Annotated in this window: 16 protein-coding genes; 6 read left to right on the top strand and 10 right to left on the bottom strand. The window is 61.7% G+C overall.

Annotated elements, in window-relative coordinates; translation table 11 throughout:
- Window positions 1-47 precede the first annotated feature (47 nt).
- The 5 genes from X265_RS13695 (at window position 48) to X265_RS13675 (ending at window position 5,935) form a co-directional block, all read left to right on the top strand.
- Entirely contained in the window at window positions 48-794 is a 747-nt protein-coding gene (locus tag X265_RS13695; RefSeq protein ID WP_194417920.1) for an acylneuraminate cytidylyltransferase family protein, read from the top strand.
- A complete protein-coding gene (gene neuC, locus X265_RS13690) occupies window positions 791-1,984 on the top strand; it encodes a UDP-N-acetylglucosamine 2-epimerase (protein ID WP_128965282.1) in 1,194 nt (397 codons plus the stop codon). The genes X265_RS13695 and neuC overlap by 4 nt, the downstream gene beginning before the upstream one ends.
- 90 nt (window positions 1,985-2,074) lie before the next feature.
- Window positions 2,075-3,229, top strand: a complete 1,155-nt coding sequence (locus tag X265_RS13685; RefSeq protein ID WP_128965281.1) for a phytanoyl-CoA dioxygenase family protein — start codon at window positions 2,075-2,077, stop codon at window positions 3,227-3,229.
- Window positions 3,230-3,321: 92 nt separating this feature from the next.
- The gene (locus X265_RS13680) at window positions 3,322-4,872 is read left to right on the top strand and encodes an MBOAT family O-acyltransferase (RefSeq protein WP_128965280.1); all 1,551 of its coding nucleotides are present in this window, start codon (window positions 3,322-3,324) and stop codon (window positions 4,870-4,872) included.
- Window positions 4,847-5,935 (top strand): SGNH/GDSL hydrolase family protein, encoded by a 1,089-nt coding sequence (locus X265_RS13675; RefSeq protein WP_128965279.1) that lies wholly within the window; start codon window positions 4,847-4,849, stop codon window positions 5,933-5,935. The genes X265_RS13680 and X265_RS13675 overlap by 26 nt, the downstream gene beginning before the upstream one ends.
- Window positions 5,936-5,975: 40 nt before the next feature.
- On the opposite strand, the gene X265_RS13670 is transcribed toward X265_RS13675, so the two are convergent.
- Entirely contained in the window at window positions 5,976-6,776 is an 801-nt protein-coding gene (locus X265_RS13670; protein ID WP_128965278.1) for an FkbM family methyltransferase, read from the bottom strand.
- Complete coding sequence (locus X265_RS40450; RefSeq protein ID WP_164938566.1) at window positions 6,773-6,943, bottom strand: hypothetical protein; 171 nt, start codon at window positions 6,941-6,943, stop codon at window positions 6,773-6,775. The genes X265_RS13670 and X265_RS40450 overlap by 4 nt, the downstream gene beginning before the upstream one ends.
- Between X265_RS40450 and X265_RS13665 the strand changes: the two genes are divergently transcribed.
- A complete protein-coding gene (locus X265_RS13665) occupies window positions 6,942-7,907 on the top strand; it encodes an NAD-dependent epimerase/dehydratase family protein (protein WP_128965277.1) in 966 nt (321 codons plus the stop codon). The two genes, X265_RS40450 and X265_RS13665, sit on opposite strands and share 2 nt — an antisense overlap.
- Before the next feature lie 31 nt (window positions 7,908-7,938).
- On the opposite strand, the gene X265_RS13660 is transcribed toward X265_RS13665, so the two are convergent.
- The 8 genes from X265_RS13660 to X265_RS13625 form a co-directional block, all read right to left on the bottom strand.
- Complete coding sequence (locus X265_RS13660; protein ID WP_128965276.1) at window positions 7,939-9,552, bottom strand: hypothetical protein; 1,614 nt, start codon at window positions 9,550-9,552, stop codon at window positions 7,939-7,941.
- A 78-nt stretch (window positions 9,553-9,630) separates the two neighbouring features.
- Window positions 9,631-10,959, bottom strand: coding sequence for a lipopolysaccharide biosynthesis protein (locus X265_RS13655; protein WP_128965275.1), 1,329 nt, complete (start codon window positions 10,957-10,959; stop codon window positions 9,631-9,633).
- A 54-nt stretch (window positions 10,960-11,013) separates the two neighbouring features.
- Window positions 11,014-12,402 carry a polysialyltransferase family glycosyltransferase gene (locus X265_RS13650; protein ID WP_128965274.1) on the bottom strand — a complete coding sequence of 463 codons (1,389 nt, stop codon included), beginning with the start codon at window positions 12,400-12,402 and terminating at the stop codon, window positions 11,014-11,016.
- Window positions 12,402-13,616, bottom strand: a complete 1,215-nt coding sequence (locus tag X265_RS13645) for a LegC family aminotransferase (RefSeq protein ID WP_128965273.1) — start codon at window positions 13,614-13,616, stop codon at window positions 12,402-12,404. Before X265_RS13645 ends, X265_RS13650 begins: the two co-directional genes overlap by 1 nt.
- Before the next feature lie 11 nt (window positions 13,617-13,627).
- Entirely contained in the window at window positions 13,628-14,626 is a 999-nt protein-coding gene (locus X265_RS13640; RefSeq protein WP_128965272.1) for an NAD-dependent 4,6-dehydratase LegB, read from the bottom strand.
- Between the two features lie 210 nt (window positions 14,627-14,836).
- Window positions 14,837-15,937, bottom strand: a complete 1,101-nt coding sequence (locus X265_RS13635) for a DegT/DnrJ/EryC1/StrS family aminotransferase (RefSeq protein WP_128965271.1) — start codon at window positions 15,935-15,937, stop codon at window positions 14,837-14,839.
- A 3-nt stretch (window positions 15,938-15,940) separates the two neighbouring features.
- A complete protein-coding gene (locus tag X265_RS13630; protein ID WP_128965270.1) occupies window positions 15,941-16,408 on the bottom strand; it encodes an acyltransferase in 468 nt (155 codons plus the stop codon).
- Window positions 16,405-17,466 (bottom strand): Gfo/Idh/MocA family protein, encoded by a 1,062-nt coding sequence (locus tag X265_RS13625; protein WP_128965269.1) that lies wholly within the window; start codon window positions 17,464-17,466, stop codon window positions 16,405-16,407. The genes X265_RS13630 and X265_RS13625 overlap by 4 nt, the downstream gene beginning before the upstream one ends.
- Window positions 17,467-17,564: the final 98 nt, after the last annotated feature.

Genomic DNA, 17,564 nt, shown 5'->3' with positions numbered 1-17,564 from the left:
AATCGCGCCTGTTCGCAATGACCCTGACGCAGGATTGCCTGTTGCCCATGACAAACTCGCCCGAAATACTGTTCCTGCTGGTCGGCCGCGGCGGATCGAAGGGCCTTCCCGGCAAGAATCTTCGCGAAATCGGCGGCCTCAGCCTGACCGGCTACAAGGCGATCGCCGCAAAGCAGTCCCGCTACTGCTCGCGCCTGATCGTCTCCAGCGACAGCGCCGAGATCCGCGCCGAAGCGACGCGGTATGGTGCCGAAATGCTGTTCGAGCGGCCGGCCGAACTCGCGACCGACACGGCCTCCTCCAACGACGTGGTGCTGCACGCCATGGACTGGATCGAGACGCATGAGAAGCGGCGCTACGAGGCCATCATGCTGCTGGAACCCTCCTCGCCCTTCGCGACGCCAAAGCATTTCGATGAGGCCATCGAACTCTTTGCCGCGCGCAAGGCGAGCCTCGTGGTCGGCATGCGCGAGACCGAGGTCTCCTCAATCTTCGTCGGGACGCTCGGCCCTGACGGCTCGATTGGAGGCATTGTCGAGAAGATGCTGACCACGACGGCGCAGCGACGGCAGGATCAGGCCGTCGAAGTCACCATGAACGGCGCGCTCTACCTTGTCGGCTGGGACGCGATGCGCAAACATCGCAAGATCTACGCCGATCCGTCCGCGAGCTACGGCATCATGATGGACCGCATGCATTCGATCGAAATCGAGAGCGCGGCCGATCTCGCCTACGCGGCCTACGTCGTCGAGCACGGCATGCTCGACGCTTCGCCCTGGCGGCGACAATCATGAGCGCACGCCGCCACATCGCCGTTGTCACGGGTTCGCGCGCCGACTACGGTCTGCTGCGCGGCATCCTGACGCGGCTGAAGGCGGCCGACGACGTTGCGCTGAGCGTGATCGCCTGCGGCATGCATCTGGTGCCGCGCTTCGGCGAGACCTGGCGAGCGATCGAGGCCGACGGCTTTCCGATCGCCGCAAAGATCAACTTCGCACTCGATGACGATCGCGCCGAGACGATCGCGCGCGGCACCGGCCTCGGCGTCACCGGCTTTGCCGAGGTGCTGCCTAAGCTCGCGCCTGACATCGTCGTCGTGCTCGGCGATCGCTACGAGGTGCTAGCGGCAGCGGTTGCAGCGACGCTCTTGAACATCCCGATCGCGCATATCCATGGCGGCGAGATCACCGCGGGCGCCTTCGATGACGCGATCCGCCACGCCATCACCAAGATGGCTTGCCTGCACTTCGTCGCGGCCGAGCCCTATCGTCAGCGCGTGATCCAGATGGGGGAGCAGCCCTTTCTCGTCTTCAACGTGGGCGCGCCCGGCCTTGACCTGGCGGATACCGCGCCGCCCTTGAGCCGCGCCGAGTTGTTCGCAAAGCTCGGCATCGCCGGCCCTGAGCGCTTCCTGCTGGTGACCCTGCATCCGACGACGGCACAGCCCGAGGCTGACGCCGCCAACATCGCAGCGCTCTTCGGCGCGCTCGCCGAGGTCGAGGACCGCAGCTTCATCTTCACCGGCGTGAATGCCGATCCGGGCTATCGCGCCATCGACGACGCGATCAGGGCGTTTGTCGCGACGCGCGGCGATCGCGCCCATCTCTTCACCTCGCTTGGCAGCGAGCGCTATTGGGCGGCATTGCGGCTCGCCGACGCCGTGGTCGGCAACTCCTCCAGCGGCATCCTGGAGGCGCCGGCGGTCGGCGCGCCCACGATAAACATCGGTGATCGCCAGAAGGGGCGATTGCGCGCCGCCTCAATCATCGATTGTCCCGCCGATTCGGCAGCCATTCTTGCCAGCCTGACGCGCATCTTCGAGGGCCGGTTCCAGCCTGATCCGGGCGTAGTTCCGCCCTACGGCCGCGGGGGGGCGTCGGAGCGGATCGCTGGAACCCTTCGAACGATCGACATCAAGCGCGCTTTTCCGAAGCATTTCCATGATTTAGCGGCAACACCGGAGTCGCCCGGAACGACCGGATAACTGCCGGCGATTATTGCCTGTGCAGCGCCTCACGCTGTATAGATCGGGGCGAGCTTGAGACGAACCGCGCTCGTTCCGGGAGAACGCGACATGACGACGATCGATTCACTTTCCGACGTGACGCCGGTGGCCCGCGCCGTCGAAATTGGTGAGCTTCCGATTCCGCCCTATCGCGGCACGACGCTTCCCGCGATCGATTACGAGGCCCATCCGGCCTATGGCGGCATGCTGCCGAAGCCGACATTCCGTGAGCGCATTAACGCGCTGAACGTATTCCTGCGCACGTTCGCCTTCGTCACAATCCGCCGCATCGTCGATTACGACAACATGCCGCTGCTGACCAAAGAAGCCGGCTTCAGCGGGCTCAACGCAAAGACGGCACTGCGCTACATCTTGATGTATGCGCGCATCCGTGCGAGTCGCGCGATCGGCACTCTGACCGGCTCACGTCGTCCCGCAAAACCCGCGAATCCGGCGCTGCTCAACAGGATCAAATCCGACGGCATCGTCTGCCTGACACTTGCGCCCGACGAGATCGAGCAGATCCGCAGCGTGACCAATCCGGGCTTCGCCAAGCTCGACGAGCGTCGCGCCAACATTCCGCCGGAGAAGCGCAAGTTCGACGACAACGTCTATTGGTGCACGCGCTCGGCCGATCCGCAGGCATTCGCCACCGTCGAGTCCATCTTCAGGCGCTATGGCATCATGGAAGCGGCGAGCGCCTATCTCGGCCGGCCGGCCGGCGTGAAGCACGTCAACGCGCAGATCAACGACCAGGACCTCGCATTCTGGAGGCGCGTATTCCCGGATACGCAACTTGCCGATCCCTGGGGCAGCTACCTGCACATCGATGCTACCTATGGCATGCTGAAATGCGCAATCTACATCCATGACATCGGTCCGGACGGCGGTCCGTTCTGCTACATCCGCGGCAGCCAGAACGCAAAGATCGGCTGGTTCGAGGGCATGGTCCGACGTACCAACGACTTCTCCGGCTTCTCCGGCCGACAGCCCGACGCACGCAAGAAGTTCATGGCGCTGCCGGCGTTCCTGCGCAAGAAGGCCGACTTCGGCGGCGACCTGCCCGACAATTCGCCCGAGGTGGCGCGGCTGCGCGAGGGCCACTTCGCCGCGACGTCAAACTACGGCAATTGCGTGCTGTTCGACGGCAACGGCATGCACCGCGGCGGCATGGTCAACAAGGGCGAGCGCCGCTGCCTGTTCGTCCTGCTGGCGGAACTCTGAGGCGGCCGTTGCGCGCACTTCGCCGACATATTCGATAGCATCACTATCAACCGCAGCGCCTCGCTGCGCCAGATAAATCGGAAAACAGGCAAGTGCTGTTCAACTCGCTGTCCTTCCTGCTGATCTTCCTGCCAATCGTTCTCACCGGATTTTTCATCTGCCGCAGGTACGGCAACGTCGAGTGGATATTTGTCTGGCTATTCCTATGCTCGGCAGCCTTTTACGGTGCATGGGAGCCGAGATACATCTTCCTCCTCGTTTCATCGATCCTCTTCAACTACTTCATCGCCATCCAGATCGCGCGCAGCAAGTCGAGAGCCCTCCTCGCCTTCGGCATTGTCGTAAACCTCGCCTCGCTTGCCTACTTCAAATATCTGAACTTCATCCTTCAAACCTGGAGTTCAGTCCTTGGAAGTGATTTCCAGCCGGTAGCGATTACTCTCCCCCTCGGTATTTCCTTCATTACGTTCATCCAGATTGCTTTTTTGGTCGATGTCTTTCGCGACCGCTCGGACGACCTGGGCTTTCCCAAATACGCGCTCTTCGTCTCCTACTTTCCGCATCTGATCGCGGGTCCGATCATCCATCACAAGGAGGTCATGTCCCAGTTCACCGATGCGCGATTGGCAGCCATTTCGGCAAACCACGTCGTTGGAGGAATCGCTCTCATCCTGTGCGGCCTGTTCAAAAAGGTGATCATTGCCGACACCATGGCCTCCTATTCTACGCCGGCGTTTCACCTTGCGGCCCAACTGCAGCCGATCAGCTTTCTCGATGCGTGGGGCGCCCTGCTCGCATTCACGTTTCAGATCTACTTCGATTTTTCCGGATACAGTGACATTGCGATCGGACTGTCACGCCTCTTCGGAGTGCGTTTGCCGGTGAACTTCGATTCTCCGTACAAGGCCACCAGCATCATCGATTTCTGGCGGCGTTGGCACATCACGCTATCCCGTTTCCTGCGCGATTATCTGTACGTTCCGCTCGGAGGCAATCGGCACGGCGTGCTGCGGCGATACGCCAACCTCATGATCGTCATGCTCCTTGGCGGCCTTTGGCACGGCGCAAGCTGGATGTTCGTGATCTGGGGCGGCCTGCATGGAGCGTATCTGATCATCAATCACGCATTTCAGTTCCTGAAACGCCAGCTCGGGGATCAGAGAGTGCCTCTGGTGATCGCCTCCCGGCTTTTCTCGCTGCTGGTTTTCCCGGCAGTCATGCTGTCCTGGGTGTTCTTCCGCTCGGAGTCCTGGCTCGGCGCCAAGTTAATGCTTCGTGCCATGCTGGGATTTAACGGCATATTGCTGCCCGAGAAATATCAGGCGCTGTTGGGTTCGCTCAGCACGCAAGTCATGTCCACGTTTCACATGCACACCGGCGATCTGGTCACATTCGGGAGCTCCAGGGCCGTTCTCTGGATGGTTCTTGTGACGGCGTTCGTCTTCTTGTTACCCAACTCGCAGCAACTCCTCGCTGAATTCGATCGGAATTCGGGGTTTGCGGGAGACCTTCAATTTCGCCCTCCGCTGATCGCATTCCGTCCAACAGCGCTGTCGGCGGTCGTTGCAGCTGGCGTCGGCATCGCCGTGCTGGCCGCCATCTATTCTGGGGTTCCAAGTGAATTCATCTACTTCCAGTTTTAAACGCTGGCTCAAGATTTTCTTCGCGATCCTTGGCACCGTCACTATCGGGTGTGCGGCGGCATCCGAATGGCTGATCCGCACCGAAGTGATGCCGCACGACAACTTCGAATGGATCTCGGCCAGGCTGAGAAACTCCACTCAGCCAAATGCAGCCTTTGGCGACTCCCACGTTGCAGCCGTGCCCGATTACAACACGGCTGATTTTGTCAATCTCGGGATTGGTGCGACGACGATCCGGAAGATGGATCAGCGCGTTCGGTACTATTTCGGAAAGATCAAGCCAGGTGACGTAATCATTCAAGCCGATCCTCACCTGTTCGCAGAATATCGGCTCCAGGCTCGGGGCGACTACGTTCCCGAGAACTATTCCGAACCTCGCTTGAGGATATTCGATCCACAACATCGTGGATTCATGCTCGGCTATTGGAGTGCGTTTCTAGCGAAAGGCCAGCTCGTGAAGAAGGAGACCACCGCCTACGATCAGCTTTGGGGCACGGCAAACAAGCTGCAAGAAACACCATCACCGGCGACGCGAAACGACCAACTCATGGCCAAGCCGCAAGCCGGGGGGACGCCTGGACCGCTCGCGGAGGCCACGACCAACATCTCGACGCCGCCGACGCCTCCCGCCGCAAGCCCTAGCCCAACTTCGATCGAGCCGCCGGCTCCCGAACCCGACAGCGAAACGCTCGCGAAATTCAATGCCTTCATGGATTACGAAATCTCTGCCCACACGCCGGTGACCGATTTCAGGACGCGCGATGAGGCGGGCATCTACCGGAATTTGATCAAATTCCTCGTTTCCAGCGGCGCCCGGGTTTGCCTGGTGAACTATCCGGTGGACCGACACTATCGCGTTCGAGCGGACGTCATCCGCACATTCAATGAGGTCCGTGAGTTCTACAAGGAAGTCGCTCGGGAAAATCACATCCCGTACGTCAGTTTCTGGGATCGGTTCGACGATCCATCGATGTTCCAGAACACCGACCACGTCAATCAGAACGGCTCCCCCATTCTCGCCAAGGAAGCTCGCCAAGCGTGCTTCGACCACTCCAAATCATGATTTGAGATGTGACCGGCGCCGCCGGCGAGGTCAGGGACGATCAGCCGTTGAGGCTGCGCAGCCTGCTCGGCCGTTTCAAATAGCTCGCGAGCTGATCGGCGTTGAAGTAGGCCGGTTGGCTGCGTAGTGGGCTGTCCTTGCGTACAAAGGCAAGATCGATCTGCGCCAGCGCGCCGTCGAGCGAGCGCATGTGCCCCTCGAGCACGTCATAAACGGCAAAACCCGCTTCGTCACAGAACCGCACGATATCGGCAAATACCGGTATTCCGTGGCGCATCGGCATCATCGTGGTCTCCAGGATCAGAAGATCGATCTCCGCAATGCGCGAGCCAAGGCCCTTGAGCACTTCGAGTTCGGCGCCCTGAGTATCGATCTTCAGAAAGACCGGATGCTCCAGCTTCTCCGGCAGCAGTGAATCCAGACGACGCATTGGGGTCACCCGCGGCTCACCGTCCAGTGCCTTGCCTTCGACTTGGGTAAAGATGCTCGACCCGGAGATGTCGTCGTGCACATAGATGGTGACGTCGCCGTTCTCGGCGCCGGCTGCGACCAGGAAGTATTCGGCATTGAGACGCTGCTTGAGTTGCTCAAGAACCGGGCGGCATTCGGCGACCGGTTCGACCAGGAAATAGCGGGCGCGCGGAAAAGCATCGTAGATCGGAGACGTGCCAAGCGCGATGCCCACATCGATCACCGTCTTCACATGGAAGTCGAGCGACTTGAGATGCTTGAAGAACAAGGCGAAGTTGCGCACCGGCGCATCTGTGCGCAACAGGCGCAGGCCGATCGGCTCCAGCAGGAGGTTGACCGCCTGGAACACGGCAGAAATGGAAGCCTTCATAGAGCGAGCGCCGGGTGAGCCTGAGCGTTGATGGAAAGAGATTGATCGCAAGAATCCGCTGCTGCGAGGGTTTTTCTGTAGTTTGCAATCAATGGGTCGATTTGGTAGATCAGCGCGGCGGAGTGGTCAAGCAACCGCTTTTTCCTCGAAATCAGCCGAATTCGCATGAAAGTGTTCGTGACCGGCAGTTCCGGCTTTATCGGGAAGGCGCTCGCGCAGCGGTTGAGCGCGGAGAACCACGAAGTTCTGGGTCTGGACAAGCGTCCAGGGCCGGCGACGAACATCCTGTGTGACATCCTCGATGCCAAGCGAGTGCAGGAAGCGGTTCAGGCCGCAACCCCCGATGCGCTCGTTCATCTCGCGGCCCGTATCGACATCGACGAGAGCGCAGACGTTTCGGATTACCCTGCTAACGTAGAAGGCGTCCGAAATGTCATCGAGGCCGTTCGGCACACCCCGTCGATCAAGCGGACCATTTGGACCTCATCTCAGCTCGTCTGCCGCGTCGATTATCGGCCCAGCGGCGACACCGACTACAATCCGGACTCCTCCTACGGCCGCAGCAAGGTTCTGACCGAACAGATCGTTCGCGAGCAGGATGGCGGCGGAAGCCAGTGGTGTCTGGTCCGCCCGACTACGGTGTGGGGACCGGGAATGAGCGCGCACTACCAACGCTTTTTGCGCATGATCCAGCGTGGGTATTACTTCCACGTCGGAAGCGCGCCTCTGCTCAAATCGTTCAGCTACGTCGGAAATATCAGCTATCAGTACCGACAATTGCTGCAAGCCCCGCCGGAACAGGTGCATCGCAGGACATTCTATCTTGCCGACTATGAACCGCTCGACCTCGTCGCCTGGGGCGATGCATTTCAGCGCGCCCTTCACGCGCGTCGCATTCCCAGAATGCCGGTGTTTGTCGCACGGGCGTTGGCTCACACCGGCGATGCGGCAATTGCGCTCGGCCTGAAGCAGTTCCCCCTCACTTCGCGGCGGCTGAAGAACATCATGACCCAATATCAGTTCGATCTCAGCGCGACCGAGGCGGTCTGTGGGCCACTGCCGAACAATTTCGGCGAAGGCATCGAACAGACCGTCGAATGGTTCAAGGGCCTGTCGCCGCCGAAGGCATAGCAGCGCGACCGTCGCGCGGACGAAGCCGGTTTCAGGCTGCGACCGGGTCCGCCCGTTTCGCAAATCTGGGCCAGCCGTCGACGATTAGCCCGACGATGAGCAGGGAGCCGAGCACCAACGCCGCATTGGCAATGCCCAGTGGCCCTTGAACCGGGCTGAGAAGGATGCTGGAGATCACAAAGATCAGCAAGAGCTGCGGCGTCAACAGGTCCGACCGCCTTGCACCGGTCGCGCTCCAACCCGCGACGGCCCCCCAGAGCAGAATGTAGACGATCGCACCGATCATTCCGAAATCGATGAAGGCGGCAAGCCATGCCGTCGGGAAGAAGCCGTAAATTCCCGTCGATTTCAGCTCCGCCTCCATGATGCTGACCTGCTGGACCTGCGGAAAGAACACCCGCAAGATCGGTGACAACACTCCGACCTCATAGATGCCACGCTGCGGGGAAAACCGGTCGCGTGCCTGCCAGCCAATATCGATCGTGCGCACGCCATGAGTCAGATAGAAAAAGCTGCTTAGTCCGATCAGCGCCGCCTGGGGCGACAGGTAGCCGGCGTCGAGCGCGGAGGCGACATAGCCGCGCGGCTTCACGTTCCAGGCTTCCAGCATGATCGCAAGTACGCTGGCGGCAGTGTTCGTTTGCGATGATGCCGCGGACGGGACAGCCGCTGCATCAGCCATCTTCTTACTGAGGTCGGTCCCGGAAATTCCCTCGACAGGCGCCGGAGGCGTTGTAGCAGGCGCCGCCTGTGGCCCCGTCGGAGGCTGGGCCGGAGCCCGAGCAGTTGGCGGGGCCGCTGGGCTGCTCGGCGCCTGTTGCGTTGGAGGCTCTGGGGTTTGGGTGGCTACCAACGGGTTGGCCTGGCGCTGCTTCCCCTCCAGTTCGCTGATCAGGGGCGTGAGCTGGATGCAAAAATTCTGTCGGCTTGACCAGACCCAGCTCGAGTAGAGGACAAACAGTCCGAGCGCGATCATCACCTTGAGAAGCAGGTGGTGCCCGGCCGGCAAAAGCCGGTGGCCCTGGCTGACACGGATCAGCATTGTGGACAGCATCAAAAGCATGGCAAGTAGGATCGGGAAGCGCCCCGAATAGAGCACCGCGTAACCCACCGGAGAAATGACAGACAATTGCGCAAGCGCCGCTGCCCAGCCCTTGATGACCTCGCCCTTCAACAGGAACAGGATCAGAGAGACGAAGCCAAACGAGAACGTGACGTAGCCGAGGTATAGGATCGGCGTCCGTTTGATCTCGATGAAGCTGATCAGCCCCGGGGCGCAGCGCAAAAGCTCGGAATAGCTGGCGTTATTCACTCCGCTCAAAACGGTGCGATCCAGCGCCATCAGAGCGATTCCAGCGATTCCGACCAGCGAGGTCCCGGCAACGACGCGATTGAGCATGGCTGCCGAGAGCGCCGGCATTTCCGGGCGGCGCGCGAAGCCGACATCGAACAGGAACCCGCCGCCTCGGTACGCCAGCAGAAAGGATGCAAGCCCAATGCCGACGATGACCAGTACGGCCGTGGATGGCTGTCCGGGATAATCGATGGGTCCAACGGCGACCAGCGCGAGTAATACGCCCCAGATCAGGACGATGAGAACCGCGGGCGACGACAGTTTGCATGCCAGCCAAACAGATCGTTGCATATTGTCCAGCTAAAGGAAGAAGCAGAAGGGGACCGGCCGCTGTGTAGCAACACCACCCGCGACCCGCAATTGCAGATATCAGGGATGAAGCAAGTCGGGATCGGTGGGATGGCCGGCCGACGCGGCCACGCCGTGTTCCCTGCCGTTTTCACGCAATTTGCGGCGAGCGAGGACCGCCAGCGAGGCAAGCAATGCGGCGCTCGCAAAGCCGCTGGCCAGCGCCGCGCCCAGGATACCGAGCCGTGGAACCAGCGTGATATTGAGCACCGTCGAGATCAGCGCTGATCCGAGATTGCAAAGCAGAAGGGACCTGTCCGATCGCGCGGCGTAGATCGCGTATGAAGGCACGTCGGACATCATGCGCAGGAAAATGCCGGGAAGCATCGCATAAAAAACCGAAATCCCCGAGGCATAGGCCGACAGTCCAAGCATCGCCAGCATCGGTCCGATGGCGAGGCCGCAAAGCAGGGTCGTACCCAATGCCAGCGCCAGCATCGTCCAGAAGAACGGGCGCAACGCCGCGCGATAGGCCAGACCGCCCTTGGCATATCCATCAATCACCTTGGGCAAAAACTGGTGCGAGAGCGATGCGCCAAGCGACCACAACCCGATCAAGATCGTCGAGTAGAACGTATAAATGCCGAGCGCATCACGTCCGACGAATTGATCGATCACGAAGCGGTCGACGTAGGAAATCACCAGCGCACTACCCGCCGTCAGCATGAAGGGACGAGCCGTCTGCAAGCCATCGCGAATTCGCTGCCAGTCGGGGCGATATCCGTGCAGTCCGCGCCAGGGCAGATCGGACAGCGCAATGGCTGAAAAGCCGATCGCCGCCATGCCGCCGAGTGCCCACGAGACCAGAACCGCTTCCAGCGTACGCGTCGAGGGCGCAGCGAACATGATCGCCGCGATGACATAGACCCAGACGCCGCCGCGCAGGAACACCCCGACATAGGCCCGAATCGGCCGCGAGGTGATGATCAGAATTCGCGTTGCCTCGAGCGAGACATGCTCGGTGACGAGAATGATCAGGAACCACGGTGCCAGCCGGCCCGGAAAAGCTCCGGCCGCGACCACGCCGGCAACGACCAAGCCGACGGCAAATAGCGCCATCCCGCCGAGCGCGGCCTGGTCGGCAATGATCCGGGTTCGCCGCTCCGGGCTCGCCGGCACCATCTCACGGTATGTATAGGAATAGAACTCGAGCCCGACCGCGAGCAGCGCGAAGGCCAGCGCAGCCGTCAGCAGGCCGTATTCCCCCATGTCCGACGGCGATAGCATCCGCGCCAGCAGCAGCGACAGCAAGAAGCGGCTTGCCAGCGTCAGCACCCTCAGAAAGAGAGTTGCGACCAGGGCGGCGACCGCGGGGCGCTTCAGCAGATCAACCAGACGAGATCGCATCATGCCGCTCCATCACTGCGGACCAACGACCTTGCGTGGCAGCCTTTGCGAGACCAGTCACGCGGCCGTTCTGCAAGATTTCAAGAATTTCGGCAGGTACGCGTTCAGCGAACGCAACAGCGACTCGACCGCGGCACGCTGGGCTTCGTTCTCGGGATCGAACTTGCGCCAGCCGAAATAGTCGCCCTCGACACTGATCGAGGCCAGATGCCGCATGATCGCGCGACGGGTGGAGTCGAGATCGTCGGGGGATCGCCACCGCGCCAGCCGCTCGACGATATCATCGACCTCGTCGGTATCGCGGATGTGCAGAAAATGCTGCTCGGTCGCGTAATACGGCTCGGTTGTTACCGAGCACAACCCGGCCAGCGCCGCCTGGAAGCCGATGGTGCCGGTGAACGTCACCGACACTGCGCACTTTCCGATCAGGAGATTTGCCGGCACGTCGTAGGGCACCAGCACCACGGACGACAGCTTCGCCAGCCGTTCGAACAGCTCGCGCTGGCGGAACCCGAACTGCAGCGGATGATCCTTGACGAAGACGCGGTAGCCGGCACGACCGAGCAGCTCGCAATAACGCACCAACACGTCGTCATGCGCGAGCATGCCTTGCGATTCGAGCCAATAGTCCATCGAAGCCTCGGGGAATAGCTGCAGCCCGAGGAATACCCGTCGCTCACGCGCCACTTCGGCGAGCCGCTTGTCCCAACCGTGATCGAGCAGGCCGAGTACGGCGACGTCGCGCATGCGCACCTTGTGCTTCAGCCGCTTGAGCGCGTCGAGATAGTGGCAGTTGTAGCGATCGCGCTTGAGAAAACGCCAGACGTTGAAGAAGGCGCCGCGCAGCGCGTAATATCCGAAGATCCGCCAGAACCTGGCCAGCGAAAACCGCTTGGCGTCGCGGACATAGGCCGGCGCAAAGTCTTCCCGGCAGAGCTGACTGACCGCCGCGTCGATGTCCTCGGCGGAAGGCTCGCGCAGCCGGACCGGCTTTCCGCGCCGCATCAACATCACCTGATCCGGGATGATCGACGTCGTCATCTCCAGGAAATCGATACCGCGCCGCCGGGCGATGCGCTCCATCACATCCATGACGTAGCGGTCGATGGTGAAGGTCAACACCAGCTCGGGGGCCAATCGGTCAAAAGCCTGCTCGATCGCCTGCGTCATGCCGCCGATCATTCTAAGCGCCATATCGCGATCGATGCTGCGGAGCACACGACAGCGCAGGATGATGTCGGCGCAACCATCCTGGCCGAACCGGTCGAGCGCCGCGGCGGCTGCATCGCCCTTGTCGAGGAAGCGATAGAAATCATCGACCAGCGAATAGTCGCCATCATCGCGCAGATCGCTGAGCACGACCGCGTCGGCAAACTCCATGCGCGAGGCCAAGAACTTCCACCAGGCCGTCGTGCTGTGAATCGTGAAGAAAACGATCCGGGCCATCAGCGATCGTTCGTGCTTTCAGCCAGGAACGGACTGCTCGGCAGGTTGATGCAGCGCCCGTTCATGTCCTCGGCGACGGGAAGCGCTGCGCGCGGACAATCGCGGTACATCGGCAACAGGTGCATCGGCGTCCACAGCGGGCGCGCACGAATGCCGTGGCCGTGCAGCGCCTCGAGCAAGCGGTCGCGCTCGGAGGCGTATTCGCGGTCGAGCACCAGCGTATTGAGCCAATAATTGCTCTCTGACCCTCTCGGCTCGCGATAGATGCGCGCCCAGGGGAGACCATCAAAGGCATCAAGATACCGCTTGGCAAGGACGCGCTTGGCCGCAACCATTCCGGCCAGCCGCTCCATCTGCGCACAGCCAAGTGCCGCATTGATGTTGGGCAGGCGGTAATTGTAGGCGATCTCGTCGTGCTCGAACGCCCAAGCATGCGCCTTCTTGGCCGTCGAGGTGAAATGTCGGGCGTGGCGGGCATGGGCCTCGTCGTCGGTCACGATCATGCCGCCGCCACCCGTGGTGACGATCTTGTTGCCATTGAAGCTGAGCACGGCGGAATGGCCGAACGTACCGCAGCCCTTGCCGTTCAAGGTCGAGCCGAGCGACTCGGTTGCATCCTCCACAATCACGAGGCCGTAGCGGGCGGCAACCGCGCCGAGCGCGGCCATGTCGACAGGATGTCCGAAAATGTGCACGGGAACGATGGCCCGAAGCCGGCGGCCGGTATGCCTATTCACCCAGCTGCCGTTCTTCTGCACCGCGACAGCATCGAGATGGGCCTCGAGCGCACGCGGATCGAGCCCGAGCGTATCCCAGGTCGAGTCGACGAAGTGAGGCACGGCGCCGGCATGGCTTACGGCGTTGGCGGTGGCGACGAAGGTGATCGAGGGTAGCAGCACCTCGTCGCCAGGCTCGACGCCCTCGAGCACCAACGCCGCATGCAGTGCCGCGGTGCCGTTGACGATCGCAACCGCCTGGCGCGAGCCGGTCGCCTCCGCCACCATTTCCTCGAAACGGGTGACGTATTTGCCGGCCGACGATACCCAATTGGTATCAATGCAATCGAGCACCAGCTCGCGCTCGCGATCACCGAACCGCGGCTCATGCAGTTCGACCGGACGTTGGACCGAGCCGAGCGCGGCATCGACGGCGTCGAGCACCGGCTTGACGTCAAGCACGGCGGGACGGTTCGGGCTCGCTTGCGCGGAGGACATGCTCGGGGTGCTCACAACGTGTAGGTATTGACGCGATAGCGGGCCAGGTTCTCCTGCTTGGTGAACCAGGCAATAGTCTGTTCGAGGCCACTGCGAAGCCCGTCGACGCCGCCGAAACGCGGCGACCAGCCGAGCAGTTTCTGCGCCTTGGCGTTGGAGGCCCAGAGCCGCTCGACCTCGCTGCGCTCGGGGCGCACGCGAACGTCGTCATGCTCAATTTCGATCTCAGCTCCCATCAGCTCGGCGATCAACCGCGCGGTGTCGCCGATCGAGATCTCGAACGCGCTGCCGATATTGATGACCTCGCCGATACCCGCCTTGGAATCGAGTGCAGCCAGGAAGCCACCGACCGTGTCTGCGACGAAGTTGAAGTCGCGGGTCGGATGGATGCTGCCGAGCTTGATCCTGCGCGCGCCTGCGGCGATCTGGGTGATGATGGTCGGGATCACGGCGCGGGCCGATTGCCGCGGACCATAAGTGTTGAAGGGCCGCACCACAGTCACCGGCGTACCGAATGAGCGCTCGAACGACAGCGCAAGCTGGTCGGCACCGATCTTGGTCGCGGAGTAAGGTGACTGCCCCTGCAGCGGATGCTCCTCGGTAATCGGAACGAACTGAGCCGTCCCGTAGACCTCGCTGGTCGACGTATGGATCACTTTTTCGACGCCGAGATCGCGCGCTGCCTGCAGCACGTTGAGCGTGCCGCGGATGTTGGCTTCGACATAGGTGTCGGGTGAGTGGTACGAATAGGGAATCGCGATCAGCGCAGCGAGATGCAGCACGGCGTCGCATCCCTTCATCGCAGTGCGCACGCCGTTGGGGTCGCACACATTGCCGGCGAAGACGTCGAACTCCCTGCGGATGTCGGGCGGCGAAGAATCGAGCCAGCCGTGCGAACCCATGCTATTATAGTGCACGAACGGGCGCACCGCGATATTGCGCCGGACCAGCTCTTCCGCGAGGTGCGATCCGATGAATCCGCCCGCACCCGTCAAAAGTACTTTTGGCAAAGTTCCTGTTCCCCTTTGGCGAGGCCACCCGACCCGCCGGCCGACCTAACACGGCCGCTTCTAAACATTCCGGCCGCTGGAGGCCAGTTTTGAATGCGGCGCAAGCCGACAAGCGCCTGGGAACCGTCGCCGCGAAACACAACCGCGCGTAGCGCACAAGCCTTTGAGAAAAATCAACAAATCTCGCGGGCGACGGGCCCGCGGCCGAAGCTATGCAAATTCGCGCACAAGCCGGATCACGCTCTCCTGCTGTGCCGGCGTGATTTCGGCAAACATCGGCAGCGACAGGATACTGGTCTGGTCCCGGTAGGCGTGCGGAAATTGCGCCGCCGTGTGACCGAATCGCGCGTAGGCCTGAAGCAGCGGCAGCGCGGTCGGATAGTTGATGGCGGTCTGCACCCCATTGGCGTTGAGATGAGCCGCCAGCGCATCGCGCCGCGGATGCCGGATGGTGTAGAGGTGATAGACGTGATCACGTCCGGGCGCGACCTGCGGTACGCTCACACCCTCGATCTGATTGAGGCCGGCATCATAGATCGCGGCGGCGCGCTTTCGGGCCTCGGTCCAGGCAGCCAGATGCGAAAGCTTTGCGGAGAGGATGGCAGCCTGCATGCCATCGAGCCGGCTGTTGACGCCTTCGATCTCGTGCCGATGCTTCACGAGACCGCCGTGGCGCGCCAGCTTGGTCATGTGCTCGGCAAGCGCCGCGTCATTGGTGACCACGGCGCCGGCGTCGCCCATCGCACCGAGATTCTTGCCTGGATAAAACGAATAGGTTGCCGCCGCGCCGAACGTTCCGACCATCCGTCCCTTGTAGCGGGCAAGATGCGCCTGGGCACAATCCTCGATCACCCACAAACCGTGCTTGCTCGCGATCGCCATGATCGCGTCCATCTCGGCGGGCTGACCATAAAGGTGCACCGGAATGATGCCGACGGTACGCGGCGTGATCGCGGCCTCAATCGCCGCGGGATCGATCGTGAACGTCACACCATCGGTATCGCAAAACCTCACCGTGGCGCCGGCATGGGTGATCATCGCAGAGGTCGAAATCCAGGAATGCGCTGTCGTGATGACCTCGTCGCCCGGCTTCACCTTGAGCGCGGCCATCGCCAGATACAGCGCATCGGTCCCGTTGGCGCAGGAGACGCAATGCTCGACCGATGCTGCCTTGGCGAAGTCGCGTTCGAACGCATCGACGAACGGGCCGCGGATAAAGGCGTTGTCGCGGATGACGGCCGCAATCGCCGCGTCGATCTCGCTCTTGATGTTCTGGTACTGAAGCTGGAGATCAGCGAAGGGTACCGCCATTCGTCACTTCCGCAAGGTCAATAGTCGCGCCGGATTGCCGGCATAGGTTCCGGCCGCGCTGATGTCTTTGGTCACCACCGAGCCCGCGCCGATTACGACGTCGTCGACGATCGTGACCGGCATGATCGTGGCATTCGAGCCGATCGACACCCGGCTGCCGATCTTGGTCTCGCGCCACAATTCCTTGCGACCGCGCGCCGGACCGCCGCTTGCAAAGCTGTCGTTGATGAACATCACGCCGTGGCCGATGAAGCAATCCTCACCGATGCTGACAAGCTCGCAGACGAAACTGTGCGACTGCACGCGCGTACGAGCGCCGACGACCACATCCTTCTGGATCTCGGTAAACGGCCCGATGAAGCAGCCATCGCCAATCGTACAACCGTAGAGATTGCAGGGCTCGACTATCTTGACGCCAGAGCCGAACCTGACGTCGCGTATTCCGATCTGGTGGCGCTCCGGGCCGCTCACGAGATAATGCCCAAGCGGCTGTGGCGGGGCACGAAGCGAAGCGGCACCTCCTGCCCGGTCTCGATGGATTCGTAGAGGGCTGATATCAGCTCCAGGCTCTTGCGGCCCTGCAGCCCGTCGACCAGGGCCGCACCGCGGTCAGCAAGACATTCGACGACGTGCTGATAATAGGCTTGGTGGCCGAAGCCGTAGACGTTCGGCGGGTTGACCGAAAACTTCTCGATCACTTCCTTATCGGACGGCAGCTCATCGACGAAGCGCCAGTGGCGAATATGATTCATGGCGAAACCGCCGACCTCGACCATACCTTTCTCGCCGAGAATAGAGAGCGAGCCTTCGAGATCCGCCGGACGAGCCGCCGTCGTTGCCTCGATGATTCCCAGCGCTCCGTTGCGGAACTTGAGCGTTGCAACCGCCGTGTCTTCCGTCTCGATCTTGACCAGCGCCGTGATGCTACGCGCATGAACGCTGACGACGTCGCCGAAAAACCACTCCAGCATGTCGATGTGATGACTGGCTTGATTGGTCAGCACACCCCCGTCCTGGGCCCAGGTGCCGCGCCAGGCGTCCTGATCGTAGTATGCCTGGTCCCGGCACCAGCGCACGCGGACCGTGCCGAGCACGAGCTTTCCAAACCGGCCGGCCTCGAGCGCCTCACGCGCCTTGACGATCGGCACGTTGAAGCGGTTCTGCTTGACGACGAAGAGCTTTACGCCGGCTTCATCGCAGGCGCGGATCATGTCGTCGGCGTCCTGCAGCCGCAGCGCCATGGGCTTTTCGACCACCACATGCTTGCCTGCGCGCGCGCAGGCAATCGCATGCTGCGGATGCATCCCGCTCGGCGTCAGTACCGCGACGGCGTCAATGTCGTCGCGCGCGAGCATCTCATTGAGATCGGCATACGCGGAAACCTTGAATTTCGTGGCGATCGCATCCGCCCGCGCACGATCGGAATCGCACGCCGCGACCAGGCGAGCGCCTTCGACAATACCGCCGCCCAGGAGCTCGGAGTGACGCTTGGCGATACGCCCGCACCCGAGCAGGCCAAACCTAACCACAGAAGTTCCTCAACATCCGAGTCGCTTGCATATACATCCCCGAGAGTATCAAGATGGCGGCTACTTCTACACTATATGAAATCTCTGTAAATCAGGAG

It is taken from the genome of Bradyrhizobium guangdongense (assembly GCF_004114975.1).
In the GTDB taxonomy this organism is placed as follows: Bacteria; Pseudomonadota; Alphaproteobacteria; order Rhizobiales; family Xanthobacteraceae; genus Bradyrhizobium; species Bradyrhizobium guangdongense.
Note: the sequence above shows the minus strand (reverse complement) of the source record. Positions and strands in the feature narration are given on the sequence as shown.